This window comes from Actinoplanes sp. GCM10030250 (assembly GCF_042666575.1).
Taxonomy (GTDB): domain Bacteria; phylum Actinomycetota; class Actinomycetes; order Mycobacteriales; family Micromonosporaceae; genus Actinoplanes.
Genome location: NZ_JBHTDO010000030.1, coordinates 54914 through 81556, shown reverse-complemented (window position 1 = coordinate 81556; position 26643 = coordinate 54914). Strand labels below are relative to the sequence as shown.

General features: G+C 68.5%; 25 protein-coding genes and 1 pseudogene. 18 read left to right on the top strand and 8 right to left on the bottom strand.

Translation table 11 applies throughout. From position 1 onward, the window contains the following. Positions 1-177 precede the first annotated feature (177 nt). On the bottom strand, positions 178-840 hold the full coding sequence (locus ACFQV6_RS31705) for a DUF1062 domain-containing protein (protein WP_378031310.1): 663 nt from the start codon (positions 838-840) through the stop codon (positions 178-180). A gap of 374 nt (positions 841-1214) precedes the next feature. Between ACFQV6_RS31705 and ACFQV6_RS31700 the strand changes: the two genes are divergently transcribed. The 3 genes from ACFQV6_RS31700 (at position 1215) to nudC (ending at position 3463) form a co-directional block, all read left to right on the top strand. Next, on the top strand, positions 1215-1994 hold the full coding sequence (locus ACFQV6_RS31700; RefSeq protein WP_378031309.1) for a maleylpyruvate isomerase family mycothiol-dependent enzyme: 780 nt from the start codon (positions 1215-1217) through the stop codon (positions 1992-1994). A gap of 213 nt (positions 1995-2207) precedes the next feature. Next, a complete protein-coding gene (locus ACFQV6_RS31695) occupies positions 2208-2468 on the top strand; it encodes a hypothetical protein (protein ID WP_378031308.1) in 261 nt (86 codons plus the stop codon). Continuing rightward, on the top strand, positions 2465-3463 hold the full coding sequence (gene nudC, locus ACFQV6_RS31690) for an NAD(+) diphosphatase (RefSeq protein WP_378031307.1): 999 nt from the start codon (positions 2465-2467) through the stop codon (positions 3461-3463). The genes ACFQV6_RS31695 and nudC overlap by 4 nt, the downstream gene beginning before the upstream one ends. Positions 3464-3804: 341 nt before the next feature. Here nudC and ACFQV6_RS31685 read toward each other — a convergent pair whose 3' ends face one another. The 3 genes from ACFQV6_RS31685 to ACFQV6_RS31675 form a co-directional block, all read right to left on the bottom strand. Continuing rightward, positions 3805-4209, bottom strand: coding sequence for a hypothetical protein (locus ACFQV6_RS31685; RefSeq protein ID WP_378031306.1), 405 nt, complete (start codon positions 4207-4209; stop codon positions 3805-3807). A 214-nt stretch (positions 4210-4423) separates the two neighbouring features. Beyond that, positions 4424-4603 carry a hypothetical protein gene (locus ACFQV6_RS31680; RefSeq protein WP_378031305.1) on the bottom strand — a complete coding sequence of 60 codons (180 nt, stop codon included), beginning with the start codon at positions 4601-4603 and terminating at the stop codon, positions 4424-4426. A 244-nt stretch (positions 4604-4847) separates the two neighbouring features. Continuing rightward, on the bottom strand, positions 4848-5252 hold the full coding sequence (locus ACFQV6_RS31675; protein WP_378031304.1) for a RidA family protein: 405 nt from the start codon (positions 5250-5252) through the stop codon (positions 4848-4850). A gap of 344 nt (positions 5253-5596) precedes the next feature. Between ACFQV6_RS31675 and ACFQV6_RS31670 the strand changes: the two genes are divergently transcribed. From ACFQV6_RS31670 to ACFQV6_RS31645, 6 genes and pseudogenes are all read left to right on the top strand, one after another. Beyond that, positions 5597-6259, top strand: coding sequence for a GyrI-like domain-containing protein (locus ACFQV6_RS31670; RefSeq protein WP_378031303.1), 663 nt, complete (start codon positions 5597-5599; stop codon positions 6257-6259). A gap of 82 nt (positions 6260-6341) precedes the next feature. Beyond that, positions 6342-7580, top strand: coding sequence for a PIG-L family deacetylase (locus ACFQV6_RS31665; protein WP_378031302.1), 1239 nt, complete (start codon positions 6342-6344; stop codon positions 7578-7580). Positions 7581-7735: 155 nt separating this feature from the next. Beyond that, positions 7736-7969 carry a hypothetical protein gene (locus ACFQV6_RS31660; protein WP_378031301.1) on the top strand — a complete coding sequence of 78 codons (234 nt, stop codon included), beginning with the start codon at positions 7736-7738 and terminating at the stop codon, positions 7967-7969. 96 nt (positions 7970-8065) lie between these two features. Then, positions 8066-8689, top strand: a complete 624-nt coding sequence (locus ACFQV6_RS31655; protein ID WP_378031300.1) for an RNA polymerase sigma factor — start codon at positions 8066-8068, stop codon at positions 8687-8689. Between the two features lie 242 nt (positions 8690-8931). Beyond that, positions 8932-9411: pseudogene (locus tag ACFQV6_RS31650) on the top strand (sigma factor); the annotation flags it as partial. After that, positions 9394-10320 carry a DUF5667 domain-containing protein gene (locus ACFQV6_RS31645; RefSeq protein WP_378031360.1) on the top strand — a complete coding sequence of 309 codons (927 nt, stop codon included), beginning with the start codon at positions 9394-9396 and terminating at the stop codon, positions 10318-10320. The pseudogene ACFQV6_RS31650 and the gene ACFQV6_RS31645, both read left to right, overlap by 18 nt. Before the next feature lie 163 nt (positions 10321-10483). Here the strand turns inward: ACFQV6_RS31645 and ACFQV6_RS31640 are convergent, their stop codons facing one another. Together ACFQV6_RS31640 and ACFQV6_RS31635 are read right to left on the bottom strand one after the other, a co-directional pair. Continuing rightward, entirely contained in the window at positions 10484-13564 is a 3081-nt protein-coding gene (locus ACFQV6_RS31640; protein ID WP_378031299.1) for a PAS domain S-box protein, read from the bottom strand. Between the two features lie 244 nt (positions 13565-13808). Beyond that, the gene (locus tag ACFQV6_RS31635; RefSeq protein WP_378031298.1) at positions 13809-13952 is read right to left on the bottom strand and encodes a hypothetical protein; all 144 of its coding nucleotides are present in this window, start codon (positions 13950-13952) and stop codon (positions 13809-13811) included. Between the two features lie 148 nt (positions 13953-14100). Here ACFQV6_RS31635 and ACFQV6_RS31630 point away from each other — a divergent pair, with 148 nt between their 5' ends. Beyond that, positions 14101-16089 (top strand): cellulase family glycosylhydrolase, encoded by a 1989-nt coding sequence (locus ACFQV6_RS31630; RefSeq protein WP_378031297.1) that lies wholly within the window; start codon positions 14101-14103, stop codon positions 16087-16089. Between the two features lie 78 nt (positions 16090-16167). Here the strand turns inward: ACFQV6_RS31630 and ACFQV6_RS31625 are convergent, their stop codons facing one another. Beyond that, a complete protein-coding gene (locus ACFQV6_RS31625) occupies positions 16168-17334 on the bottom strand; it encodes an ROK family protein (RefSeq protein WP_378031296.1) in 1167 nt (388 codons plus the stop codon). Positions 17335-17510: 176 nt separating this feature from the next. On the opposite strand from ACFQV6_RS31625, the gene ACFQV6_RS31620 reads away from it, so the two are divergent. After that, entirely contained in the window at positions 17511-18728 is a 1218-nt protein-coding gene (locus ACFQV6_RS31620; protein WP_378031295.1) for a chitosanase, read from the top strand. 104 nt (positions 18729-18832) lie between these two features. Here ACFQV6_RS31620 and ACFQV6_RS31615 read toward each other — a convergent pair whose 3' ends face one another. Then, positions 18833-19648 carry a DUF427 domain-containing protein gene (locus ACFQV6_RS31615; RefSeq protein ID WP_378031294.1) on the bottom strand — a complete coding sequence of 272 codons (816 nt, stop codon included), beginning with the start codon at positions 19646-19648 and terminating at the stop codon, positions 18833-18835. 224 nt (positions 19649-19872) lie between these two features. Between ACFQV6_RS31615 and ACFQV6_RS31610 the strand changes: the two genes are divergently transcribed. The 7 genes from ACFQV6_RS31610 (at position 19873) to ACFQV6_RS31580 (ending at position 26629) form a co-directional block, all read left to right on the top strand. Further along, positions 19873-20265, top strand: a complete 393-nt coding sequence (locus ACFQV6_RS31610) for a hypothetical protein (protein WP_378031293.1) — start codon at positions 19873-19875, stop codon at positions 20263-20265. A 30-nt stretch (positions 20266-20295) separates the two neighbouring features. Then, the gene (locus ACFQV6_RS31605; protein WP_378031292.1) at positions 20296-20691 is read left to right on the top strand and encodes a hypothetical protein; all 396 of its coding nucleotides are present in this window, start codon (positions 20296-20298) and stop codon (positions 20689-20691) included. A gap of 426 nt (positions 20692-21117) precedes the next feature. Beyond that, a complete protein-coding gene (locus tag ACFQV6_RS31600; protein WP_378031291.1) occupies positions 21118-21459 on the top strand; it encodes an ArsR/SmtB family transcription factor in 342 nt (113 codons plus the stop codon). A gap of 3 nt (positions 21460-21462) precedes the next feature. Beyond that, positions 21463-21990, top strand: a complete 528-nt coding sequence (locus ACFQV6_RS31595) for an SRPBCC family protein (protein ID WP_378031290.1) — start codon at positions 21463-21465, stop codon at positions 21988-21990. Then, positions 21990-22610, top strand: coding sequence for a dihydrofolate reductase family protein (locus tag ACFQV6_RS31590; RefSeq protein ID WP_378031289.1), 621 nt, complete (start codon positions 21990-21992; stop codon positions 22608-22610). Before ACFQV6_RS31595 ends, ACFQV6_RS31590 begins: the two co-directional genes overlap by 1 nt. A gap of 150 nt (positions 22611-22760) precedes the next feature. Further along, positions 22761-23630 carry a hypothetical protein gene (locus ACFQV6_RS31585; protein ID WP_378031288.1) on the top strand — a complete coding sequence of 290 codons (870 nt, stop codon included), beginning with the start codon at positions 22761-22763 and terminating at the stop codon, positions 23628-23630. After that, positions 23627-26629 (top strand): NACHT domain-containing protein, encoded by a 3003-nt coding sequence (locus tag ACFQV6_RS31580; protein WP_378031287.1) that lies wholly within the window; start codon positions 23627-23629, stop codon positions 26627-26629. Before ACFQV6_RS31585 ends, ACFQV6_RS31580 begins: the two co-directional genes overlap by 4 nt. The last annotated feature ends 14 nt before the right edge of the window (positions 26630-26643 follow it).

Below are 26643 nucleotides of genomic sequence, written 5' to 3'. Positions count from 1 at the left end.
AGCGGGGCGAGAACAGATTAATCCACCCTGTTCACTAGCTTTCATGTAGGGATGGAGGGCGAGGCCGTGCGGCCCCGGTGATCGGGACCTCGACCCCTGCCCGGCGGCCACTGCGTGGTGCTCCGGCCCACCGACGCCAGTGCCTCGGTGGGCCGGAGGGGGACGATCAGCGGCGCCTCATGCCGGGCGGCCGGCCCGGGGTTCGCCCGGGCTCTTCGGCGCGGCGGCGTGGACGAGGAAGGTGAAGTCCTCGCGGGCCTTCGCGTCGACGGGCAGGGGCAGGCGTACACGCCCGGAGTCGACCAGGCCCCGCACGGCGGAGCGGCTCAGGCCGAAGCCGGTGGTGAGCAGCTTCTCGACCCGCACGGGCGCCGGTAGCTCGAACCTGACGATGACCTCGAGCGGCGCCGCGTCGCCGGCTCCGAGGTCGTAGAACGGTATGTCGGTGTCCAGCCGCCAGGTGCCGGTCCAGTCGAGCCGGTAGGCGGCCCTGCCGGCCAGTGCGGCGTCCATGGCGAGTTGCCGCACCATGGCCGGATCATTGTTCTCGAACCTCACCAGCCGTTCGTGTTCCAGTGCCCGCACGGTGACGCGCTCGTGGACGGGGATCTTCGAGGTGCGGCCGCACTGGTCGCAGCAGATCAGCAGCCACACGTCGAGGAGTTTGTGGTTCGCGTTCACCCGGATCTTCCCGGTGGGACGGTGACGCTTTGACCTGCAGGACACGCAGGCCCTGAGGATGGTGGGCAGTCCGAGCTCGCTGACCACCCACAGGGCTTTGCGGTCGATGTCGGGTCCGCGGCCGTCGGCCGGCACGCGGATGCTGCGAGAACTGTTCATGGCTTCGGCGATTCCAGAGGTGAGGAGAAGGCGCGGTGGAGCGCCTCCCGGATCCAGTGGCTTACGGCCGGCGCCTGAGCGCGAGCACGCCGGCGGGCGCGACGTCGCAGCCGCACATCGCGTGAAGGAAGCTGCAGGTCGCGTGAAGGAAGCCCGCAACGGTCGCCGGGTGCGGGCTTCGAGTGGCACGGCGGAGCGGGACGGGGAGTGACCCCACCCGTCCTCGGTCCGCGCGTGCGCCACTGCCTACTGACCCATGTTGATCAGCATGGTCAACGGCGGGCCGCCGGGCAACGGATTTTCTCGGCGGCCTCGGGCCGCGGCGGCGGTTGAATCCGCTTTCGGTTGCCGGTGTGCGGTGATACAAAGCCTCGGTGGAGAAGACTTTGGAGTTCGCCGACCTGTTGCGCCTGATGGACGAACGGGCGACCGCCTTCCAGGCCGCGGTCGCCGCCGCGTCCAGCCTCGACGTGCGGGTGCCGACGTGCCCCGAGTGGACACTGTTCGACCTCGTGCAGCACCTGGGGGATGGGCGGCACAAGTGGGCCGCCACCGTCGCCGCCGGGCCCGCCGACGCTCCCGCGGCCGTGTCCGCCCCGGTGGCGCCCCGCGAGCGCGAGGCCCTGCTGGCCTGGTTCGCCGCCTCGGTGCGGGAGCTGCTGGACGCGCTGCGGGAGGCCGGACCGGACCGCGGCTGCTGGACGTGGTGGGGCCCGTCGCAGTCGCCGCAGACCAGCGGTGCCGTCGCCCGGCACCAGCTCCAGCAGCTCGCAGTGCACACCTACGACGCCCAGGTCGCGGTGGGCGCACCGCAGCCGCTGTCCGTCGAGGTGGCGCTCGACGGGGTCGACGAGTTCCTGACCACCTGCTGCGCGACGACGGCCCCGTGGCCGCACAAGCCGGCGGTCGTCGACTACCACGCCGCCGAGGGCCACTCCTGGCGCGTCTGGCTCTCCGCCGACGGCGCGCGCGTCGCCCGGCTCCCGCGCAGCGCTGCCGCCGGTGAGAGCCCGGAGCCGGCCGACGTCGCCGCCTGGGGCACCGCCAGCGAGCTGGTCATGTTCTTCTACGGCCGGATCACGACGAAGTCGCTGCGGATCGAGGGCGATCCGGGCATCTTCGACCAGCTCATCGCCTGGGAGCCTGAGATGTAGATGTAGGTGTAGGTGTAGGTACCGCGCCGCGCGACACGATGAGCGTCTGGCGCAGTCTGCGGGCCCGCCGCACCAGCCCGCCTATCTTGAGCAGCGCCTGGCCCGCCCCGCCGGTCCTGTCCCCCATGAATCCGCTGGTGGGGCGGCCGATACGCGCTGGCCGGGGCGCTGTCACCGGGCGCAGCGCTGTGGGAGCGGCTCGCGGTGGAGGAGGTGCCAGCGGTTCGGATCAGCCTGGTGCCTGGGCACACCCAGTTGGCGATCGAGTGCGAGGATGCGGATGTGGTGCCGTGGACAGCGGGGATCTGGGCGGACGGGAACGCCGCGCTGGACGTGCGGTTCGCGGCCGCCCTGGCCTGGTTGTGCGCGACGCCCGACCCGGTTTCGGCCGCCATGGCCGGCCTTCTCGCCGAGTCCGCGGAACTGTCGGCTGAGTGGATACGGGAGGTTCCGTGGCGCAGTCTCCTCGGGTGAGCGACCCCTCGCCCTATTCCAGCGACCCCTCGCCCTATTCCAGGGACCTCCCGCCCTATTCCAGCGACCCCTCGCCCTATTCCAGGGACCTCCCGCCCTATTCCGGAGGCGGGCTCGACAGGGCGAGCACCCATCGCACCGATCCGGACTGGCTGGCCCGGGCCCGGACGCTGCCGGGCACCCGCGTGCTCCCCCTCTGGCAGGACGACTGCATCGTGCGCCACGATCCGGCCCGGGCTGTCGTGTTGACCGGGGCACCCGCCCAGGAGTTGATCGCCGCGGCCGGCGAAACGGTGTTCCTCGGCCTGGACGCCGGAGCAGCGGTCTTCGCCGCGGACCTGTCCGATCTCGATCAGCCCGCCGCCGTTGCCCTGGCCGGTGGTGACGGGACCGCCTCGGTACGCACCGTCTTCACCGCACACACCCCGCAGGAGGCGGCCACGCTCGGCTACGCCCGGGGGATCCTGCACTCGATCCGCAACCAGCGGTACTGCGGGCGCTGCGGGTCGCCGACCCAGCCCCGCGACGGCGGGCACGTACGCGCCTGCCCGGACTGCGGGCGCCTGCTCTTCCCCCGCATCGAACCGGCCGTGATCATGCTGGTCGAGTCGGCAGCCGATGCGCAGCGCTGCCTACTGGCCCGTCATCGAGCTTCGGTGCTCGGTGAGTTCTCCACGCTGGCCGGCTTCGTGGAAACCGGCGAGAGCCTGGAGGACGCCGTGCGCCGGGAGGTGTCCGAGGAGGTCGGCCTGCGGGTCGGCGCGGTGGAGTACGCCGGGTCCCAGCCGTGGCCGTTCCCCGCCGGGCTGATGGTGGCGTTCCGCGCGACAGCCCTCGACGACACGCCGGTTGCCGACGGCGACGAGATCCTCGAGGCCCGCTGGTTCACCCGAAGCGAACTCGCCGAGAAGGCCGCGGCCGGCTCCCTCGGCCGCGTCGACTCGATCGACCGGGTGCTCCTGCACTCCTGGCTCAGCGCCGCAACACAACACTGACATAGCCGGCTGGTTCAAGACCGGTCGCCGTGGTAGTGGCCTATGGCGCTGCGGGGACTTCGGAGAGAGGAACCACGGAATGTCGGCTACGGGGCAGCGGCATACCCGGCTCGGGCCCCGGCCGGCCCAGGGAAGACCGGGGATGTCCCTCGTGGTCCAGGACAGCAGCGCCGCGGGGCGAGAGCCGGTAGCCGATGTCGAGCGACCTGCGGGTCAGCCGTCCACCGCTGCGGCCCGGATCGCTCGTAGCCGTTCCGTTCGACCTACAATCACCACCGGCCCCACTCCGCCATCGGCGGCCCACCCGCCAGCCGTGTTCCCAACCTGTCTGGGCAGAACACCTAGTCACAGCCGAAATCGGTTGGAATCTCTGCCGCCTTCGCCTTGAATGCTCTGCGGACGGGACCTGTTTCATCGTCCACGAGGTCATAGAAGTCGACGTCGGACGGCAAGGAGTCGGGGGATTCGCCATTCAGGCTGCGGTCCAGGACGTCCTGCAGGAAGTCCGCAGCCTCGGCGAGCTCGAAATACCGCAAAGCGTTGATTGCGTTTCTGACGCGGAACGGCTCATTAACCTCCAGCGCGAAGCCCAGGCCGCCACCCATCGCGGAGTTGTAGACGCGCAGCAAGGACGCAAGGTGCTCGACGCCCGTTGGCGTGCCTTCAGGGACTTCTCCCTCAGCGCCGTAATCGCAGGCTTGGTTCCAGATGACATCCAAGTCGTTCAAACCGTTGTCCTCCAGCATGAGCTGTCGACGATCTCGCCCGATGCACGCTGGAGGGAAAAGGCGACCGTCAACACGTCCCCATGATCGCTCATCGGGTGCGATCGTGCGACTCGCGGCAAATCCGGATGCGTGGCGGCACTGGGCTGCGCAAACTTCGGCAGTGGCCTTTAGCAGCAGCTCAGAGGTGAAAGGTTTGTCCCGGGAAGACGCCTGAGGGCACCGCCCTCGTACCTCATGTGCGCGCGTCGGTGTCCGGCGGCGGGCGGCGCAGGACCGCGGCAGCCGCGGCGCAGGCCGCGCCGGCCACGACGAAGACCATCTGTAGGCCTAGCAGCTTGTCGACCTTGGTCAGATCGGTGATTCCGGACGGCACGAGCACCGAGCGCAGCGGCAGCACGGCCAGGAAAGCCACACCTAGCTCGATCGCTGGCACGGAGGAGCGCGTGTCGCGTCGGCGCGCTATCCACAGGACGATCGCGGTCAGAAAGCTGACCGGTGCGCGGCAGCGCCATTGGCCGAGGCAACGTCGCCATCGCGAGAACGCGCCACGAGCACCAAAGCCGGTGTTCCGAGCGGCCAGGCGCTCGGAGACCGCTCACCGAGCGTCACGGCCCGGCGAGTTCAGCCACGCAAAAGACCGGGGTAGCGAGCGACGGTCAGTCTGGAAGCGCTGCAGTGAGATCAATTTCGACGAGTTGTCCGCGGTAGCCGAGCGACGCCACACCCAGCAGCGTGCTGGCGGTAGCGAATGCTTCGGCCAGTGGCGACGCGTTGAGTTGTCGCCACACCGAGGAGAGAACCGCACTGTCCGGGCTGACCACGTAGACGACCGACCGGACGACGTCAGCCGGGGTGGCACCGGCGGCCTCGAGAACCGCTAGGCAGTTCGTCGTCACCTGCTCGGTCTGGGCGGCGTAGTCGCCGGCCTCGCCGACCACCTCGCCGGAGAGGTCGAGTGGGCACTGCCCGGCGAGATGCGCCAGCCGACCCGCTTCGGAAATCGTCACGTGGCTGTAGCCGTCCGGCACATGGACGGTCGGTGGGTTGAACTTGTCGATCATCGGTCAACTATCGCAACGGTCTGCACCGCGGGAAATCGATTATTCGTCGCGGCGGTTTCAGTGTGATCGGATGCATCCTCATCGACAGGAGCGGACCCCAGCAACCAGAGGCCTGGCTACGGTAGGCGACGACCGCGACCGTGGTCGGTGCACGGAGTGGCCGGGTCAATTCGGCCGATCTTGATCAGCTGGGCGAGGCGGCGAGGCGGCGAGGCGGCGAGGCGACCAGCTGGATTCCCGCGGCTGGCTCCCAGCGTTGCCACAACGGCCGAGAGCCGCCGACTCGCTGGACGCCGCTCCGCCCGCGGGAGTGCCGATCACGCCCGGATCGACGTACCGGTAGCGTGGCAGGGCCGCCCGAGCCCGAGGCGGCGGAGAGGTCGTGGCGCGCGGTGGTTGCCGACGGGAAGACCGACTTCAAGCGGGAGATCGACGCCTATCGGGCGCGGCAGGGTCAGTTCCGGATCGTGGACGTGCCCGAGCTGCGATATCTGATGATCGACGGGCACGGGGACCCCAATACCGGGCCGGAGTTCGCGGCGGCGGCCGCGGCGTTGTACCCGCTGGCGTACACATTGAAGTTTGCCAGTAAGAAGGCCCTGGGCCGTGACTATGTTGTGATGCCCTTGGAAGGCCTGTGGTGGGCCGACGACATGGATGCGTTCACGTCGTCGCGTGATAAGGCGCGCTGGGACTGGACTCTCATGATCATGGTCCCGGACTGGATCGACAGCGACATGTTCGCCGCCGCCCGCGAGAAGACCGGGCAGAGCCGCGTTCGATGGGGTTCGCTGGCCGAGGGCCGGTGCGTGCAGACGCTGCACGTCGGCTCCTACGACGACGAGGCTCCGGTGCTGGACCGGATGCACCACGAGTTCATCCCGGCCAACGGCTTGCGGATGACCGGAAGGCATCACGAGATCTACCTCAGCGACGCCCGGCGTGTCACGCCTGACCGCCTGCGCACCATCCTGCGCCAGCCGGTCACCGAAGCTGCCTCCGGATAGCAACCGGCGAAATCGCCACTCCCCCGCCGTAGTCGCCGATCAAAGACCTGTGCGCCTCCGACTTCTCGCAGCGAGCCTCATCGTGACCGCCGTCTCGGTCACCGGCTCCACCGCCGCGCCTGCCCCGGCGACAGCGATGACGCCCTGCCCGAGCACGCTGAACGTCGTCGCGCACCAGGACGACGACCTGCTGTTCATCAACCCGGACATCAGCGACGACATCACCGCCGGCAAGTGCGTCACCACCGTTTTTGTCACCGCGGGCGACGCCAAGCGCGGCAGCCGGTACTGGCGCAGCCGCGAGCTCGGCGCGATGGCCGCCTACGCGCGGATGGCCGGCGTGGACGAGCGCTGGACCGAGGACACCGAGATCATCAACCGGCGCTCGGTGCACCGGGCCACGCTCGCTGGATCGCCCATCACGCTGCTGTTCCTGCGCCTGCCGGACCGGGTCGGTGGCTGGCCGCTGCAGACCGTCCAGCAGTTGTGGCTCAACCCGTCGGCGAGCGTCAAGGCCCTCGACACCAGGCAGGCCTACTCGCACACGGTGCTGCTCAACCTGCTCACCGAGGTGATGACCGCCTATCAACCGGCGACCGTCCGGACCCTCGATTTCCACGGCACCTACGGCGACGGCGACCACGACGATCACCATGCCGCCGCCTACTTCGCCTACGCCGCCCAGCAGCGGTACACCACCGAGCACACCGTCACCGGCTACCTCGGCTACGGCGTCACCGAGCACCCGGACAACCTGACGGCCGGGCAGCACGACGCCAAGATGGACGCGTTCCTGGCCTACGCCGCCTACGACTTCCACGTCTGTGACACCGCCGAGAAGTGCGACGCGGGCATCTACAGCAGCTACTTCAGGCACAGCGTGCCGGTTGCCGCGCCGGAGGGTCCGGGACGCAACGTCGCCGGATGGGCCGCCCCGGCTGCCTCGTCGCAGGACACGAAGACGGCGCAGACCGCGAGCAAGGTCGCCGACGGCCGACTCGACGCGACGCGTATCGGCGAGTGGGCCACCAAGGGCGGCAGGGCCGGCAGCTGGGTCACACTGACCTGGCCCGGCACCCAGCGCCTCGGCCAGGTCACCCTCCAGGACCGGCTCAACCCCCGCGATCAGGTTCTGGCCGGGACGCTGTCGTTCAGCGACGGCACCTCGATCAAGGTCGGCCCCCTGCCGAACGACGGAGCCCCACTGACCGTCGACTTCAGCGCCCGCGACGTCACGAGCGTGCGGTTCACCATCACCAAGGTGTCGGCGCGAACCAGGAACACCGGCCTGGCCGAGCTCAAGGCGATCACTGTCTCCTGACGGCGTCGCCGATGGCCGTCAAGGGTCAGACTCGTACGAGTGAAGAACCGTGCGCCGTACCCGCGCCCTTTCTGTTGATCTTCACATTTCTGGTGGTCACCGGCTCTCTCTCATGACGGCGCACAGCCGGACGGGATGGAGAGAGGAACCACGGAATGTCGGCTACCGGAAATCACGAGTCGCGGCGGCTCACGATCGCACTCATCGCGATGATCGGCGGCATCGTGATCGCGGCGTCCGTCGCGCTGATCGCCGCCTTGATCACGGCGGTGCTCGGCGGCGACGCGATGACGATCTTCACGGTCGGTGGGACGACCCTCGGAGCCTGCCTGACGTTGGAGATCGCGCTCGCCGGCCTGTACGTGGCCGCGCGCAGGACGGCGCCGTAGAAGCGGCCGGTCACCCGGCCGGGGGACACCCTTTCACGCCGCGGCGGCTTCCGGCCTCTACTACTTGGCAGTGGTCAACAACAACGCGATCGGAGAGTGCCGGTGGCTTCACCGAATGAGGGTGCGCCTCGTGCCAGACCCGATGCGCCGGTCGGCACATCTGGCGACCATCAGGACGGCGCCGCCGCCGCGCCGGAGCCCTGGAGGATGGGCCCGGAGCTCACTGCCTTCTTCAAGCAGGAGATGCCCGGCATGGTCAAATTCGCCTGGGCGCGTCTGGGCACCAGACAGGACGGAGAGGACGCCGCCTGCAACGCCATGTTCGAACTGGCCCGGCGGTGGGACAAGATCGACAAGCCACGCGCGTACGTCTGGCAGGTTCTGCGGAACGAGATCAAGAAGATGTCCGCCGCGGCGGGCCGGACCATCGCGTATCCGCCGGACGTGATGGCGGAGCTTGCCGGCGCCGCCGCCGACGGTGACTTCGACGACCAGCAGGGCACGCAGTGGGTGAACGAGCACCTGGCCTCCCTGCCGCCGACCCAGCACGACGTGATGCATCTACGCGTCGTGAACGGCCTGAACATCGAAGAGACCGCGCGCTTCCTCAGCAAGTCGAAAGACACCGTCCGGCAGCACCACGCGCAGGCACGAAAGACGCTGAAGTCCCGAATGCCTCGCCGACCCGGTTCCGGAACGGCCGGAAAGGACGGCCAGTGACCATGGACGACAACACTGAACTCTCACGAGAGCAGCACATCCCCGAAGAGATCGACCGGGCCGTCGACGAGATGGTCGCCAACGGCGCACTCGACCGCTGGCGCATGCGGGTGGAACGCCGTGTCGCCCTGATCCAGGACGAGCAGCACCGCACGCCTGCCCAGTCGCTCGCCGACGAGGCCGCAGCCGACGAATTCCGGGCTCGGCACCGCGCCGTGCACCCGAATCCTGAGGACGCGATCGCCGAGGTGTGGGCGCTGGTCGAGCGCGCGCAGGCCGGCGATTCCGAGGCGTTCGTACTGATCTACGACAGGTACGTGGACACTGTCTTCCGGTTCGTCTACTTCCGGGTCGGCAACCGCCAGCTCGCCGAGGACCTGACCGTGGACACCTTCCTGCGGGCGCTCAAGCGGATCGGCAGCTTCACCTGGCAGGGCTGTGATTTCGGCGCCCGGCTCGTGACCATCGCCCGCAGCCTGGTCGCCGACCACTTCAAGTCGGGCCGGTACCGCCTCGAGGTCACCACCGGCGACGTCCCGGGCGCCGATGGTGCCCTCCTCGCCGCGGTGAAGCAGCTCAACCCTGAGCAGCAGGAATGCGTCGTGCTCCGGTTCCTGCAGGGCTTCTCGGTTGCCGAGACCGCACACACCATGGGCAAGAGTGAGGGCACCATCAGGGCCCTGCAATACCGGGCCGTGGTCGCGATGGCTCCCCAGCTGCCGAACTTCTCCGGGCACAGAAGGGGTCGCCGGGCGACCCGATTCGCGGCCTTGACCGACCGCGACGCGCCCCTGCTCCACTCGGTTGACGGCGACGATCCCCACCTCGAACAACTGGTCGAAGTCACCCGCGATCTGGCCACTTCAGCGCCCGCGATCTCCATCGACGCGGAGTTCAAGAACGGACTCCGCGCCATGCTGGCGGCTACAGCCGAACGAGACGGCATCGGCCGGACCGCCGACGGCGGCGGCGGGCTCGAGCCGGTCGTGGATCCCGCGGACGGTAAAACTCCGCGCCCGATCTTCGGCCGCCGGATCCGCGCCCGGGGAGCGATCGTGATCGGCGTCGCCGCCGGCGCGATGGCCGTCTCCGGAATTTCCGCGGCAAGCGAGAACGCCTCACCCGGCGACGCCCTGTACAGCGTCAAGCGTTCCACCGAGCGAGCCCAGCTGGCGATCGCCGGATCCGACGTCAGCCGGGGCCAGCTGTCACTGGACTTCGCGAAGAACCGGCTGGCCGAGGCCGTCGCCATGGACGGCGCCGATTCCAGTTTCGGCACCGTGCTCGACGACATGGACGCCGACACCCGCAGGGGTGTACGGCTGCTGACCAGCAGTGTCGCCGAAAAGCGGGACCCGCGTCCGCTCGGCACCCTCGACAGCTTCGTCACGGCGCAGGAGCAGCAGCTGGAGCCCGCGCTCCCCGACCTGGCGCAGACCAATCGCCACCGGGCAGCGACCTCGCTGAAGCTGCTGACCACCATTAGAGAACGTATCGAGAACCTGGAGTCCGGCTTGTCCTGCAAATCCGCCGCCCCCACCGAGCCCGATGAACTCGGAGCCAAGCTGGGCGACTGCACAGCCGAGACGAAATCCCGGCCCGCCGCATCGCCGGGTACGCCTGGAGATTGACCGGCCGGCGCCCCGGCAATCGGCGCCGATCCGATAGCGGCCGTAACGGGTGTCGCCACGGCCGGGTCCACGGAGTAAGTCGACGTGTACCCGGCCGTAGGACCGTCACGGCATCTGCTTCGCGCCCCGATCGTGGACGTCGGGATTCCACCGGTGTGCTCGATCAACTCGTGTGGGTGTTCTGTTTCGGCGCGGGCTGGGCGGTGGTGTGCGTGGCGACGGCCGGCGGGTGCACAAAAGCGTGGACCCGGTTGAGTAGCTCACGGCTGGTGAAGGGTTTCTCGACGATGGTGATGCCTTCGGGCAGAGTGCCGTTCTCGGTGAGGACGGGTTCGGCGTAGCCGGACATGTACAGCACCGGGATGCCGGGCCGGATGGCGCGGATGCGAGCGGCGACCTCGTTGCCGGTCATCTTCGGCATGATCACGTCGGTGAGCAGCAGGTGGATGCGGTCCGGGTGGGTTTGGGCGAGGTGCAGGGCCTGCTCGCCGCCGCTGGCGGCCAGAACGTGGTAGCCGGCGCGGGTCAGGATCCGGCCGGTGATCACGCGCAGATCGTCCTCGTCCTCGACCATCAGGATCGTCTCGTGCGGTGCTTCCCTGACGACCGGGGCGGCGGTCACGACGTCGGCGTCGACGGCGGGGTCGAGGTCGGCGTCGACGGCGGGCAGGATGACAGTGACCGTGGTGCCGATGCCGTTCTCGGAGTACAGGTGCACGTCGCCGCCGGCGGCGGTGGCGATGCCGTACACGGTGGCCAGGCCCAGGCCGGTGCCGGAGCCTTTGGGCTTGGTGGTGTAGAACGGCTCGAAGGCGCGGTCGATCACTTCCGGTGGCATGCCGCTGCCGGTGTCGCTGATCCGGACGCGCACGTAGCGGCCCACGGCCAGGGGCGAGCTGGTCAGGTCGTCGTCGCCGATCTCGGCGTTGCTGGTGTCGATGGACAGAGTGCCGCCGCCGGGCATCGCGTCGCGGGCGTTGACAGCGAGGTTGACCAGGATCTGCTCGACCTGGCCGGGGTCGGCGTGTACCGGCCACAGATCCCGGTCCAGGGCGGTGATCAGGTGGATGTGTTCGCCGATGCTGCGCCGCAGCATGGGTTCGACGTCACCGATGACGTGGTTGAGGTTCAGGACCTCGGCCTGGGTGATGTCGCGGCGGCCGAAGGCGAGCAACTGTTTGGTCAGCCGGGTGGCGCGCTCGGCCGCCCGGCTGATCTGACCGCAGTCTCTCCGCGCGTCGGCCAGGTCGTCCGGAGCCGGAGCCGGCATGTCGAGAGTTTCGGAGATCATCTCGGCGTAGTTGCTGATCACGGCGAGGATGTTGTTGAAGTCGTGTGCCACGCCGCCGGCGAGCTGGCCGAGGCTCTCCAATCGGCGGGTGTGCTGCAGGCGGTGCTCGGCGGCGTCGCGTTCGGCCTGGGTGATGAGGCGTTCGCGTTCGGCCTGGGCGATCAGCCGGTCGGTGACGTCGCGGATCGCCGTGGTCACGATCATGCCCCGGTCGGTGGTCACCGAGGAGAGGCTGATCTCGGCGGGGAACTCGCTGCCGTCCTTACGCACGGCGGCCAGTGCGGCGCCGGCGCCCATCGGCCGGCGGCGGGGATGGGCGAAGTAGCCGTCACGCTGGTGCGGATGCCCGCCGCGCAGCCGCTCGGGGACGAGGATGTCGACGCTCTGGCCCACGAGTTCCTCGCGCTTATAGCCGAACAGCCGTTCGGCCTGGGCGTTGATCAGCGTGATGGTGCCGTCGTGGGTCACCCCGATGATCGCGTCCGGGGCGGCTTCCAGCAGGCCTTCGAACATAGCCTCCGCGCGCTGGCGTTCGCTGATGTCCCGCGACACCGACGCCACGCCCGCGACCCGCCCGTCATCGTCGGTGATCGGTGACAGGGTCAGCGACACGGTGATCACGGCGCCGTCCTTGCGGCGGCGTTTCACCCGCAGCTGGTCGATACGCTCCCCGCCTGCGATGCGGGCCATGAACCGCGCTTCGGTGTCCTGCTGCCCCGGCGGGAACAGCAGGGACGCGTGCCGGCCGACCACCTCGTCGGCGTGGTAGCCGTAGAGCCGCTGGGCACCGCCGTTCCAGCTGGTGATCACACCGTCGAAGGTCTTGCCGATGATCGCGTCGTGTGAGGACTCCACGATCACCGCCAGCCGTTCGCGCTCCGCGAGGGCGTGCGCCCGTCCGGCCAGCGCCGCGGCCTGTACCGCCAGCTCGGTGAACGCCGCGACGTCGTCCTCGGCGAACAGGCTGCGATAGCGGCTGAGCAACAGCACCGCGCCGCGCCCGTCCGCGCCCGGCACCGGCGCGACGGTCACATACCGGGTGTCGCTGGCCTGCGCGAACATGACCGCCACCGCCGGCGGATGGGTCCATCCCGCCAGGGCGTCGATGGTGTCCGGAACGGCCAGCACCTCGTCGAGACCGGCACGGGTGCATTCCAGACCGCTGAAGGACGCGTTGCCGCTGCCGGCCACCCGCACCGCCTCCCCGCCGGCCGGCATCACCACCACCACGGCGTCGGCCCCGAGCACTTCGGTGGCACCGTCGCAGTACCGCCGCCACGTGCGAGCGGCCGGCTCGTCGGGTGGTGTGGCCAGCAACCGGCGCGTCACCGTGTACGCGGCCTCCCGCGCCCACCGGTGACGCAGCCAGCCAGGCGGTACGAACGCCAGTAGATACAGCACCCCGGAGATCATGGCCAGCCCGCGCGATTGCAGCCGGGTCACATCGCCGCCGGTGGACAGCAGCAACGCGACACCGAACAGGCCGGTGGCCGCCGCCGCGCACCACAACCGGACCCGCGCGGCGCCGCCATGATGGCGCGCGTGCCCGGCCAGCAGCCACGCCGCCAGCAGTTCCACAGTGAAGAACACGATCACCGCCGGCCACACCTGGGGCCGCGACACCGGCCCCTGTGACGACGCCAGGACCGGCAGCGTGGTGATCAGCCAGGCACCCACCGCCAGCAGCCACCACCGCGACGGCACCGGGCGCAACCGGCTCACCACCCGGAGCGTCAACAACGGCTTCGCCAGCAACATCGCTATCGCCACGACCATCACCCCGCGCGACAGCGAACCGACGAACGCCCGGGTCACACCCAGAACGAACAGCATGGCCACCGACGCGAACATCCACATCACGTCGCGCAGCAGCGGGTCCCGGCGTCGCAGGTATCGCCACGACACCCACAACAGGACCAGGGCGAACAGTGACGTGACCAAGATCAGCGCCATGGGATCCTCTGTCCCGCCGGGCAGATGAGTCCGGCAATCAGCTACAATCCCGATCAGGCTATGCCCAAACGTGCGAGCTCGTTCGGAAACGCGAATGACGTACGAGAGCGTTCCGGGCCAGCGATGCCACCGGACCGGCACGCCCGCGCCGCCACACCACCGGAATCAATCGCCGCCCCGCTCGAAACAGTGCCCCTCCGGCGGTCCGGCCGCTTCACGCCACCGGACCGCCGGACGGCTGGAGTCAAACCACCTGGAAGGCGATGAAGGTCGATCGCCCACTGGTGGCGTCCTGCTGGGCGCCGACCGCCCACGCGGAGGTGGCGGACAGTGCGGCGCTGCCGTTCACCTCGTTGGCGATCGTGCCGCGGCCGGGTGTGCTCAGCACGCTCCACGAGGTTGCTGCCGCAGAGAGTGCCCTATCTTAAATTCGCTAACTTTCTGTACCCGGGTCGTTGACCCGGCGCTCAGCCGGGGCCTACCTTGACATCGGCCAAAGTCGATACGGCATGCCGTTGACGTCGAGGAGACCTCGGATGAGGAGTCGCATCGCCGCAGTCCTGGCGGCCGTGATCGCTTCGTTCGCCGCAACCGCACCAGCCGCCGCGGCACCGGGGACACCGCCGGACAGCCCGCAGGCCGGCTTCGTGACGCGCGACGGCCATCGGCTCAAGCTGAATGGGAAGACGTTCCGCTTCGGCGGAACCAACAACTACTACCTGTTCTACAAGAGCCGGGCCATGGTCGACGACGTGTTCGCCGACGCCCAGGCCGCGGACTTCACCGTGATGCGCACCTGGGCGTTCGGCGCGATCGGCAACGCCGACGGCACGAACTCGGTGGCACCGGCCCCCGACGGCGTCTACTTCCAGTACTGGGACGGCGAGAAGCCCGCTTTCAACGACGGCCCCAACGGTCTCGAGCGGCTCGACTACGTCATCGACTCGGCCCGGCGGCACGGCCAGAAGCTCGTGCTTCCGCTCACCAACAACTGGTCCGACTTCGGCGGCATCGATCAATACGTACGCTGGCGCGGCGGCGCGTACCACGACGACTTCTACACCGACCCGGTGATCAAGGGCTGGTACCGGGAGTACATCGACCACATGCTGAACCGCACCAACACGATCACCGGGGTGAAGTACAAGGACGACCCCACGATCATGACCTGGGAGCTGGGCAACGAGCCGCGGTGCAAGGGCTCGGGCGTCTACCCGCAGAGCACGAACTGCACCACCGGGACGCTCACCGCGTGGGCCGGCGAGATGTCGCAGCACATCAAGTCCGTCGACGCCAAGCACCTGGTCAGTGTCGGTGACGAGGGCTTCTTCTGCGACGGCCCGGACGCACCGGACTGGATCGACAACTGCGGCGAAGGCGTCGACAGCATCGCCCTGGCCAAGCTGCCGGCGATCGACGTGATGTCGTACCACCTCTACCCGGACGGCTGGGGCAACCGCACCCCGCAGTGGGGCGCGGAGTACATCGCCCGGCACAACCGGGTGGCCAAGGAGCTCGGCAAGGCCGTGATGCTGGGCGAGTTCGGGTGGAAGAACAAGAACACCCGCAACCCGGTCTACCAGCAGTGGCTCGATGAGTTCACCCGCACCGGCGGCAACGGCTTCCTCTACTGGATCCTCTCCGGATCGCAGGACGACGGCACCCTCTACCCGGACTACGACGGCTTCACCGTCTACTGCCCCAGCCCCGTGTGCACGACCATCACCAACGCCACCCACGAGATCGAGTCAGGACAGCGCTCACTGCCGCCGGTCGCCGACCATGACACCGCGGTGACCGAGTTCGACACCGCGGTCACCCTGCAGCCGACCGCGAACGACATCGGCTACCGCAGCAGGATTCAGCCGGCCGGCCTGGACCTCGATCCGGTCGCGCCGCAGCGGCAACGGACGCTGACCGTCAGCGGCGGCACCTTCACCGCGGCCGCCTCCGGCGCACTCACCTTCGCACCGGTCAGCGGCTTCACCGGCCACGCCGTCGCCTCCTACACGGTCAAGGATCAGGCCGGCCGGCTGTCGAATGTGGCCACCGTGACAGTCACCGTGAAGCCGGACCCGGCCGCGGCGGCGGTGCTCGCCTCCTTCGAGACCGGCACCGAGGGCTGGGCGTCAGCGCCCTGGCAGGCCAACGGCGGCACGGTCGAGCAGACCACGGAGTTCGCCACCGGGGGCTCCCACGGCCTGCGCGTCACCGCGGCCGACGGCGGCTGGTTCGGTGTCACCTTCGCCGAGCCGGTCGATCTGTCCACCCACGCGACGCTGAAGTACGACCTGCGGACCAGCCCGGCGGCGGGCACCAACGCGGCGATCGCGGTACAGACCGGCGCCGGTCAGGCGTGGTGCCAGTCGAACTTCACCTGGATCAACCAGGACTCGACGACCACCGCGACCATCGACCTGTTGTCCGCGATGTCGTGCGACAGTGCCGCGCTCGCCGACGTCCGCATCCTGTGGATCTACATCAACCCGGGTGTCGTCGACATCGACACCGTGCGAGCCGAATGACCTCAGACCACACCACAAGACTTCTTCCGGTACGCGTGGAAGCCGGCCGCCGGCCGCATCGGTGACAACCGACGGCTCTCAGCCGTCGCGCGCCGCGGTGATCAGGACCTCCCGGATCGCGGCGAGGCCGGCGTCGAGAGCACCGAGCAGCACCGCGTCGTCGTCGACAGCGGTGATGGTGATCGAGCTCTCCAGCGGCGCGGCGCGCTGGAAGGCGCTGGTCACCGCGGCCAGCAGGGTGTCGCCGCCGGCCTGGGCGATCGGGCCGGCGAGCACCACGAGGTAGGGGTCGAGGACCGCGGTCACCGCGGCCACGCCGATCACGATGCGGTCGGCCAGGGTGGCGAGGAACTCGCCGGAGCCGGCCGCGGCGACCACCGCGGCAGGGGTGTCACCGGCGATGCCGTTGTCCCGGGCCAGTTCCATGATCGCGGCGCCGCCGAACAGGTTCTGCAGGTCCAGCTTGCGGTGCGGTGAGTCCGGCGAGTAGAGCGGCACGTAGCCGATCTCGCCGGCGCCGCCACGGGTGCCGCGCAGCAGCGTCCCGTTGATGTCGATCGCCAGGCCGAGGCCGTCCTCGCCGATCCAGAGCAGGGCGAAGTTCTCCGCGCCGTGGCCGGCGCCACGCCGCCGCTCGGCCACCGCGGCCAGGTTGACGTCGTTGTCGACGCCGACGCGCGTGCCGAGTGCCGCGGCGATCTCCGGCACCAGACCGGGACGCGCGAAGCCGGGCACGTCGACAAGGCGAATCGCCTCCGTCCTCGCGTCGTACGACCCCGGCACGCCGAGCTGCACGTGCCGGATCCGCTCGCCCGGGATGCCACCCTGGTGGCGCAGCCGGGAGACCACACCGGCCACGGTGGACACCGGGTCGGCGCTGAGGAAGTCGATGCGCGACTCGAATCGTGCGCGAACCTTACCGGTCAGATCGCAGAGCGCGGCGGCCACTGACGGGGCCCCGCTCGTACCGACGTCGCGGACGGAGACGGCAACGGCGAAGGCCGCATCCGGGTTGGCCGCGTAGATCTCGGCGTTCGGCCCCGGCCGGCCGCTGGCATACCCCACGACGTTGATCAGGCCGGCCCCGGTCAGGCGGCGCAGCGTATCGGAGATCGTCGGCGTGGACAGTGCCGTCACCTTGCGCAGGTCGGCCCGGGTCAGCAGGCCGGGGTCGAGCAGAAGCTCGAGCACCGCACTCTCGTTGATCGCGCGCAGCAGCTTGGAGGAGCCGGCCACACGCGCCATCGGGGCTCCTGACTCATGGGCAGAGTGCTTAACAGTTCGTCATCCTCAGGCATCTCATCGACCTTCGTCAAGGGCGCGCTCCCCTGATCGACGGGTATTGATAAAGCTACTTAACAGTCGTAGAGTCCGCCCCCAGTACGCGCTAGCCCCCCACCATCCCCCTCTCCAGGAGCGCCATGATTCGCGTGAAGACGGTCGCGTATGCCACCTCAGGCCTGGTCATCGCCGGTACGGCCGCGATCTACGGATTGCTTCCGGCCAGTGCCGCCGCGGCCGGCCCGATCACCGGCCTGGGTGGCAAATGCATCGACGTCGCCGCCGCGGCGACCGCCAACGGCACCGCCATCCAGCTCTACGACTGCAACAACTCCGCCGCACAGCACTGGACCACCGGCAACAGCGACGGCACCCTGCGCGCCCTGGGCAAGTGCCTGGACGTGGCCGCCGCCGCCACGGCCAACGGCACCAAGGTCCAGCTGTACGACTGCAACGCCTCCGGCGCCCAGAAGTGGACCGCCAGTAACGGCGCACTGGTCAACGCCGGGTCCGGCAAGTGTCTCGACGTCACGGACAAGAGCACCGCCAACGGCACCCGGCTGCAGATCTGGACGTGCTCCGCCACGGCCAACCAGACCTGGACACTGCCCGGCGGTTCGGCCCCGACGACACCGCCCACCAGCACTCCGCCAACAACCGGCACCAACCTCGACAACCCGGCGAAGAAGGACGTCGCCATGCAGATCGTCTCGGCGGCCGAGAACTCGTCACTGAACTGGCGGGCGCAGTTCGCCTACATCGAGGACATCAACGACGGCCGCGGTTACACCGCCGGCATCATCGGCTTCTGCTCGGGCACCGGCGACATGCTCGAGCTCGTCGAGGCGTACACCGCCACCAAGCCCTCGAACGTGCTGGCGAAATACCTCCCGGCGCTGCGCAACGTGAACGGCACCGCGTCGCACGCCGGTCTCGACCCGAACTTCACCAGGGACTGGAAGACCGCGGCTGCCGACTCGGTGTTCCAGGCCGCACAGGAGGCGGAGCGGGACCGGGTGTACTTCAACCCGTCGGTCCGCGACGGCAAGTCCGACGGCGTCCGCGCCCTCGGGCAGTTCGCTTACTACGACGCCGCCGTCGTGCACGGCTACAGCGGCATGCGGTCGATCCGCAGCCGGGCCCTGGCCAAGGCCAAGCCCCCGGCGCAGGGCGGCGACGAGCGCACCTGGCTGAACGCGTTCCTCGACGAGCGGGTCATCGAGATGAAGAAGGAGCCGGCCCACTCGGACGTCACCCGGATCGACACCGCCCAGCGGGTCTTCCTGAACAACGGCAACTTCAACCTGAACACGCCGCTGGACTTCAAGGTCTACGGCGACTCGTTCCACATCGGCTGATCCTCACGGGGCCGGGCTCACCCGCCCGGCCCCATCAGGATGAGCGGCCCTGCCCGGCAGCCGCGCCGGCGCCGTCGCAGCTTCCTGGCTCCCTTCCCGCGCCTTCAGGAGAGGCCGAACTCGTCCTTCATGACCTTGGCGACCGGCGAATCGGGCCGCTCCCGGGGCACGCCGTCGACGGTCACGTCGACAACCTCGTCGAAGAACGCGACCAGACCGGCGAGCGGCGAGGCCTCAGGCAGCGGGTCCGGGTAGGTCCAGGCCAGATTCTCGCCGACCGGAAACGACAGGTACGTGGCGCGGCCCTTGTACGGACAGGCCGTCACCATCTCGCTGGGCAGAACCTCCGCTCTGACGTCCTTGCGAGGCAGGTAGAAGCGCGGGTGCAGCTTCGTCTCGAAGACGAGTGTCGGGCTGTGCGACTCGGCGAGCAGCACACCGTCCCGCTCGATGCGCACGTGCCGGCTGCTGCGCCGCGCGTCGACGCGGGAGAACGGGTCCCGTGGGTGGGCGAACACGGGCTCGTCCTCCTCCGTCCAGTCGAACGCATCAAAATCGAACACGACGTGACCGGCGAGGTCAGCGTCGTCCGGGCGGAACGCGGCGCGCTCGCGGACCTCGTCCCCCAGGCGCACGTCATACGCCTGCCCGGGTGTCGAGTGCACAGCGAACGGAATGCCGGGATGCAGCACCGGCACGTCAACGTCCGGAGAGGGCACACAGGGTACGAGTTCGGCCCGGACATCCTTTTCCGGCACGGCGTACGTGGGCACGATGCGGCGCGGTTCCCACAGCAGCAATGCGGCACGGCTGTCGGCCACCAGCCGGCCGCCGAGCCTGCCACGGACCCATTTGTCCGTCGGCTCGTGCCGAAGCACGCCCAGCAGCCTCGTCATCTCGTCACCGACGTTCACACTCATACCGGCAAGTCTTACCGCCCCCACCCGGGCTCGGACCCTCTTCATCAGATTCTCGACTTGTCGCAATGACGCATCGATGCGCGGCCGGGCCAGCCCGAAATCACCTTGCCGGGTGACCCCTTATCGAGACCTTTCCTTCGGATGCGCTGGAGAGCACAGTTTGTTTCCGTAGGGCAAGGAATATCGAGGGGGACAGCGGTATGCGTAACTTTTCCTTACGGCGAATGGCGGCCTCAGCGATCACCACGCTGATGACGACCGGTGCGATGGTGGTGATCTCGCCGCCGGCCGCCCAGGCGTCGCCACCGTTTCAGGGTGATTGCGGCCATCTGACCTGCACGGTGCGCATCGACCGCGCCCAGACGCGGAACGCACGCGACGCCGGCGCCGTCATCGGCATCGCGGCCGGCGCCTGCGGCGTCTTCTCGGCCGGAACCCTCGCCGTGGTCTGCGGCGGAGCCGTCGCACCCGCCGCCGGCCTGCTCGCTCTCGCCGCCGCACGCTACTACGAGCAGGGCGACTGCCTGCAGATCAAGTTCACGAAGTACCCGGGGCCGGGGGGCGTGCGGGCGGCCTGGCCCGGCGCGGTCAAGCGGGGCACCCGCAACTGCACCTGAAATGTCGTAGCCGACTCGTATTCTGCGGCCATGATGCAGAGACCCACCGTGCGCTGGCGAGACCAGGTCGCGGCGCAGGAAGCTGCCGTCACCGGCGGCACCCTGGCGCCGGACAAGGCGTATGCGATTCACCTGTGGCCGCCGGCGTTCACCGTGGCGGTCGACACCGTCCTCGCCGACTACGAGCGGGACGTCGCGGCCGTCGACCCGACGTCCGACGAGGCGATCTGGGCAGCGGTCGAGACCGTCGTGAAGGGCCTTAATGCCGCTGATGAGCCGCATGGGGCGATCGAGACCGGGGAGCGCGAGGAACTCGCCGAGTATGTCGACGCCGTGCTGACCGCCGCCGGAGTGGATGTGTCGGCGCTGACCGCGCGCCGTCAACTCGGCCGGGCCGAGTTGACGGACACCTGGCGCGACTGGTGAATGGTTCGCCGGCGGCAGCACCCGGCGTCCGTCAGCCTGACGGCCCGGCCACCACCCGGCACCACCCGGCACCGCCCAGCGCCCGCCGCCGCCCAGTCATGATCCGCATATATCAGCCCGATCGCCCCGCACAGGGTGACGGCGGCGACCAGGGCCAGGACGGCGTCGAAGCGGACATGTTCGCGAAGCACTGCCTTGCCTCCCTGCCGCAGCGTGCCCGTGGCCCGGCCGATCTCCGTGCCGCCGATCCCGACGAGGCCTCTGTCCCGGGCGTGCGCTGTCCCGCCCTTCGCTTCGCCGAAACCCACGGCAACGGCTCGCCCGAGTGTCCGGCAGCGACCGCGGCCACGCCGTCCTTGATTCGACAGAAGGGGCGTCAACGGTCGCCGGCTTGACGCATACCGTTATTGGAATATGGTGGCTGTCGTGGCACGAGCAGCGACGACGTCAGACGTGTTCAACGCGATCGCCGAGCCGCAGCGCCGGGACATCCTGGCGCTGCTGCGGGCTGGTGAGTGGCCGGTGACCGACCTGGCCCGGGAGCTGGGGATGAGCCAGCCCGGTGCGTCCAAGCACCTGCGGGTGCTGCGGGAGGTGGGGCTGGTCCGGGTCCGCGAGGCGGGCAAGCAGCGCCTCTACGGACTGGACGCCCGCGGGCTGCGGCCGATCCACGAGTGGACCGGCGGGTTCGAACAATTCTGGAACGAGAGCTTCGACCGGCTGGACGCCTACGTGCAGGACCTGAAGCAGACACAGCAGGAGGAATGACCGATGGCAGGGACAGGGCAGGAAACGGCGGCGGAGCCGGCCACGGCCGACCGGGAGATCGTGATCTCGCGGGTCGTCGACGCACCGCGGGAGCTGGTGTTCCGGGCGTTCACCGAGGTGCGGCACCTGGCGCAGTGGTGGGGTCCAGAGGGTTTCACCACCACCACGCGGTCCTTCGCGTTCCAGGTCGGCGGGATCTGGGATTTCGTGATGCACGGGCCGGACGGGACCGACTACCAGGAGTGGATCACCTGGACCGGGATCGTCCCGCCGGAGCGGATCGCGATGCTGCACGGTGAGTCCCGCGACGACCCGAACGCCTTCACGTCGGTGCTGACGTTCGAACCCGACGGTGCGGCGACCCGGATCGTGATGCGCACGGTGTTCCCCACCAAGGAACTGCGCGACGACGCGGTCGAGAAGTACCACGCGATCGAGGGCGGCCGGCAAACCCTGAGCAACCTGGCTGCCTACGTAACCGAGATCGTCCGAAAGGAAGCCGGGAGCGTCCGGAAGGGAGCGCAGGGCTGATGGCCGGGAAAGTGTTCTTCAGCGTGTCGATGTCACTGGACGGGTTCATCGCGCCCGCGCCCCCCGAGCACCTGATGGGGAAGCAGTGGATGGAGTTGCAGGCATGGGTCTTCCCGCAGCGGTTCATGCGGGAGAACCTGGGAATCGGCGAGGGCGGTGAGGAGGGGCGCGACAACGACATCGTGCGGGAGACGTTCGAGCGCACCGGTGCGAGCGTCATGGGCAAGCGCATGTTCGACGCCGGTGAGCGGTCGTGGCCGGAGAACGCACCGTTCCACACCCCGGTCTTCGTGGTGACGCACGAGAAGCGTGACCCCTGGGAGCGGGCCGGCGGCACCACGTTCCACTTCGTCAACGACGGCATCCAGAGCGCGCTCGACCGGGCCCGCGAGGCCGCCGGCGACCGCGACGTCCGCATCGCCGGCGGCGCCGCGACGATCCTGCAGTACCTGAACGCCGGCCTGGTCGACGAGTTCTCGATCGCGCTCTCGCCCGTGCTGTTCGGCGCCGGCACGCGCCTGTTCGATGGCGTGGACGCGTCCCGGGTCGCCCTCGAGCTGATCCGTTCCGAGCCGTCGCCACGGGCGACACACCTGACCTACGCCGCGCACCAGCGTTAGCCGCGCCACCCCTCCCGGAGACGGCCGGCCCGGTAGCGCACACAGACTTGCCGCGTTGACACCGGACGGTGGACCACGTGTGTTGGAGTCTCCGCGAGAAGCTACTTTGTCTTGATGACGAGATCGTCGCCGCTTCGCCTCGTTCGGCGAGTGTGGAAGCGCCTCTTCGACGAGGACGGAGATGAAGCCCTCCCCCGCGAATGGATCCTCCTGGCGGTGCCGATCAGCGCAATCTCCGCGGGGCTGGCGGTCACGCGGGACGAGAAGTCGGCGTGTGTCATCGCCCGGATCGCGGCGGACGACTTCGCCGTCAACATCCTCGCCGCGCTCACCCTACTGGGACCGGGTCTTCTGCTGACCGACGTCATCGCCCGGCGGCTTGCCGGTCAGCGCCGTCTGGCCGCCGCTGCTCCAGCGTTGCGGAAGGTCGGCCGTCACATCGATGACGTGTTCACAGCCATCGAGTCGGCAGTGTGCAAACCACCGGCACCGGCGATGCTCGCAAACGACGCTACGCGCACTGTGTTCAGACGGCCAGAGCTTCACCTGAACGCCGTCGCCGGTCGTTTCACTCGCCTGGAGGAGCGCCTGCGCCGGACCGTCGACGAACCGCAGACGATTCGACAACAAGTCGTCTCGCTGGAGGATGACCTCAACGTGGTCAAACTTGACAATTGGCCGTCCGAGGCTCACCTTGCCGAGCTCGGTCGCGCGATCCTTGAGGTCGATTCGCACCTGCCCGGTGCCTACTCGGCCACAGCCATGGCGGACGTCCATCGCGCGGTGTCCGCACCGCATGCCGTTTTCAGGATTCGGCAGGGCAACTCGGTGCAGCTGGTCGCGGAGGCGGCGCCGCTGGCGGCCGGTACATTGCTGACGCCGGACACATGCCGTGCTGCGGCGATCGAGGTATCCACCGCGATCCTCTCTCTGTTGACCGAGCTGAACCGGCGGCTGCCGAGACACGCCCAGTTCGCCGTCGGCAACGTTCCACCTGTCACGAGCGACGAGACTTCATGACCACACACGACCCGTGGGGAGCCGCCTTTCTGGATGGCGCGCGAAGCTTGGCGGCGATCACGGAGCCCGCGCTGCTGCCTCTGGTCAACGTCGTCGCCGACGGCCACCTCACCGATCCGCGCTGGGTGGACACCACCTGGCCCGCGTTCTTGTTGATACGGCCGGCGAACCACCTCAGCAACCTGCTGCGCCGGCTGGGCAGTGCGTGTGCTGATCCACCGACGGAAGAGCATCTGATCCCGTGGCTTGACGCTCATTGCACAGTGAGCCCGCTGATCGCCGCGTTCACCGCCTTCAACGCCGTGAAGCCGGCGCAGGTGCTCCTGGTACTGCCGTCTGACACGAGGTACCTGACCAGGGGCGCGGAAACGTCCGTTGCTGACTACGAGCACACGATTGTGCAGGCATTGTTGACATTACCCGTGCCGCGGCCGCGCCCCGACCAGACCCGGAGTGACTTCTTCGCCGCTGTGGGGGCGTATCTCAGCCAGGCCTTCGAGCTTCTGGCGTCGCTGTTCGGGGAAGAACTGGAACTCAGTGGCGAGACACATCCGGGCCCCATGCGGCACCTTCACGGTCGGCTGCCTCGAGGCAGTCGGGGACCGTTTCGCGATGAGGTGCGTCGTCAACAAGTGCGCTTGTATCGCGACGAACTGCTGGCTCTCGCGCCGGCGGTCCTGCGGGCATACATCAGCGCATTCAACGCCTTGGCCGTCCGCTATCCGCAGGTGGGCCTCTGGGCCGGCCCCGATCGAAACACCGATCCGTCCCAGGAACTATTGCCCGGACAAGGGCTGCGGGCGGTCCAGCAGCTGCTGTCTACCGTCGGACGGCTACCCGGGCAGCCCGAGTCGGCGCTCACACGGGCGTTGCTGAGAGCCCGTGAGACAGATGTTGAACAGCCGATCATCGACGCGGCCGACCTCCTCATGGAGGACGGCATGAACCCGCCGCCGCTGAAGCGCTCCTACCTTGACCCCCGCTTTCGGGCCACCCTGAATCTCCACGGCGCCCCCACGTTCGAGGAGCGCTGGTGGCACAGCCGCATAGAACGCTGTGACCTTGCCGCGTTCCTCGCGGGCTGCTTCACCCATCCGGAAATCGCCCGCTTCCCGGTCGTCGTGTTCGGCGACCCCGGTTCCGGCAAATCCGTGTTCATGCGCGCCCTCGGCGCCGTACTGGCGGTCAGCGGCTATCTGCCTGTTCTGGTGCGGCTCCGGTATGTTCCCGCCGACGACGCTGTCGTGAAACAGATCGAGCACGCCGTCCTCGACGCCACGAACAGAGCTGCGGTATGGGACGAGGTCGTCAGCAGCACTACGCGGACGGTCGTAGTGCTGCTCGACGGGTTCGACGAGTTGCTTCAGAGCAGCAGCACCAACCGTGCCGACTATCTGGACCGAATCTCACAGTTTCAGTCGACGGAGTGGGCGAACGGCAATCCCATCCTCACCGTGGTGACGAGCCGCATCGCTGTCGCACATCGATTCCACGTCCCGGTCGGGAGCGCTGTGTTGAAGTTGTTACCTTTCGACCGCGCGCAGAGCACTCGCTGGCTCGACAGCTGGCAGACCTCGATTGCACCGTATCTGGCGAAGAACGCGTTGCAGCCATTGACCATCGACACAGTCTGGAGGTACCGGGAACTCGCGGAGCAACCACTCATGCTCCTTCTGCTCGCACTTCATGACGCCAACGGAAACCGGCTGCAGAACAACAGCGCCTTGCTGACCGCCTCGTCGTTCTACGAACAACTCATACACGGATTCATCGAACGAGAGCTACGCAAACATCGTCGCGGCGAGTCGGCAGCCGCGCTCGCTGGATTGATCGACGCTGAGATCGAAAGGTTATGCGTCGCCGCCTTCGGCATGTTCAACCGTTCCCGGCAGTCGGTGTTCGACACCGAACTCGACGCCGACTTGCTCGCGTTCGCCGGTAGTCATGCAGATCCTTCGGCAATGCGCGCTCTCTGGCTCTCACCAGGCGAGCGCCTGGTCAGCCGATTCTTCTTCATCCACGTTGCAAGGTCAACGGTCCGCCGCCCCGCACCCAATACCAGCATGCGCATCCACCACAGCTACGAATTCATGCACGCTACGTTCGGCGAATATCTCGTCGCACGTTTCGTATCCAGGTCCGTCGCTGGGCTGACAGCCCCTGCCGAAGACGAACGGCGACGGCATGCGGATCTCCTGTACACCGTTCTTTCGTACCGCCCGTTGACGGCATGGGGAAGGTCCCTTGAGTTCCTCGCCGAGATGCTGGTCGGCCAGATGGACACCCGAGAAGCCGTAGCGCATGTCTGCCGAGCGTTCCGCGACAGTGTTGATGAGCCGGCGCCCGGGGCGACGAAGGGGTACCAGCCGGCCCAGGTCGACGTTCTCGGAAGGATGGCGGCCTATTCGCTCAATCTGGTCATCCTGCTCAGCGTCATTGAGGGCGGCTTGGTCGACGTGCGGAAACTATGTCCTGCCGTCGACCCGGTCGGAGCGTTCCGTCGTATCGTCGCTATGTGGCAGGCGGGGCTGGACACAGCCTCGTGGCGATCATTCCGCGACGAAGTCGCGGTCGTCCGAACCGGGCCGCACAGCATGGCCGTCGGGCTGGTCGGCAGTACCGCCCTGCCTGCTGGCATGTCCGGCGCTCCCCCGCATCGGACAGTCCTGCGGGAAGCGCCGGCAGTCCGGCAGGTCATCAGCCAGCTGGAGTCCGTCCACGCCGACCTGTTCCTGTCACCCTTCAACGACAGCGTCACACCGGGCGGCGCACTTTTACGGGTCCTGAGTGCGAACGGAGCGTTCGCGACCCAGCACGCCGATGATCCGACACCCTGTGACGCGGACTACCTCGACTGCATCAGTACGGTCTATGAACTCCCGCCTCACGCGCGCCGCTATGTTCTCGGCGCTCTGCGCCACCAGCTTGGTATGGAGCGGCGAAATGTCCGCAACCGCGCGCTGCTGGAAGCCGCCATCGACGCTGCCGCCTCGGGTTGACGCCGACGACAAGT

Bases quoted from the DNA above. Each gene is read 5' to 3' on its own strand.
- ACFQV6_RS31705 (WP_378031310.1), bottom strand. From the start codon at position 840: ATGAACAGTTCTCGCAGCATCCGCGTGCCGGCCGACGGCCGCGGACCC.
- ACFQV6_RS31685 (WP_378031306.1), bottom strand. From the start codon at position 4,209: ATGCTGGAGGACAACGGTTTGAACGACTTGGATGTCATCTGGAACCAA.
- ACFQV6_RS31675 (WP_378031304.1), bottom strand. From the start codon at position 5,252: ATGATCGACAAGTTCAACCCACCGACCGTCCATGTGCCGGACGGCTAC.
- ACFQV6_RS31660 (WP_378031301.1), top strand. From the start codon at position 7,736: ATGTCGGCTACCGGAAATCACGAGTCGCGGCGGCTCACGATCGCACTC.
- ACFQV6_RS31645 (WP_378031360.1), top strand. From the start codon at position 9,394: ATGGCTCCCCAGCTGCCGAACTTCTCCGGGCACAGAAGGGGTCGCCGG.
- ACFQV6_RS31640 (WP_378031299.1), bottom strand. From the start codon at position 13,564: ATGGCGCTGATCTTGGTCACGTCACTGTTCGCCCTGGTCCTGTTGTGG.
- ACFQV6_RS31630 (WP_378031297.1), top strand. From the start codon at position 14,101: ATGAGGAGTCGCATCGCCGCAGTCCTGGCGGCCGTGATCGCTTCGTTC.
- ACFQV6_RS31625 (WP_378031296.1), bottom strand. From the start codon at position 17,334: ATGGCGCGTGTGGCCGGCTCCTCCAAGCTGCTGCGCGCGATCAACGAG.
- ACFQV6_RS31620 (WP_378031295.1), top strand. From the start codon at position 17,511: ATGATTCGCGTGAAGACGGTCGCGTATGCCACCTCAGGCCTGGTCATC.
- ACFQV6_RS31615 (WP_378031294.1), bottom strand. From the start codon at position 19,648: ATGAGTGTGAACGTCGGTGACGAGATGACGAGGCTGCTGGGCGTGCTT.
- ACFQV6_RS31610 (WP_378031293.1), top strand. From the start codon at position 19,873: ATGGCGGCCTCAGCGATCACCACGCTGATGACGACCGGTGCGATGGTG.
- ACFQV6_RS31605 (WP_378031292.1), top strand. From the start codon at position 20,296: ATGATGCAGAGACCCACCGTGCGCTGGCGAGACCAGGTCGCGGCGCAG.
- ACFQV6_RS31595 (WP_378031290.1), top strand. From the start codon at position 21,463: ATGGCAGGGACAGGGCAGGAAACGGCGGCGGAGCCGGCCACGGCCGAC.
- ACFQV6_RS31590 (WP_378031289.1), top strand. From the start codon at position 21,990: ATGGCCGGGAAAGTGTTCTTCAGCGTGTCGATGTCACTGGACGGGTTC.
- ACFQV6_RS31580 (WP_378031287.1), top strand. From the start codon at position 23,627: ATGACCACACACGACCCGTGGGGAGCCGCCTTTCTGGATGGCGCGCGA.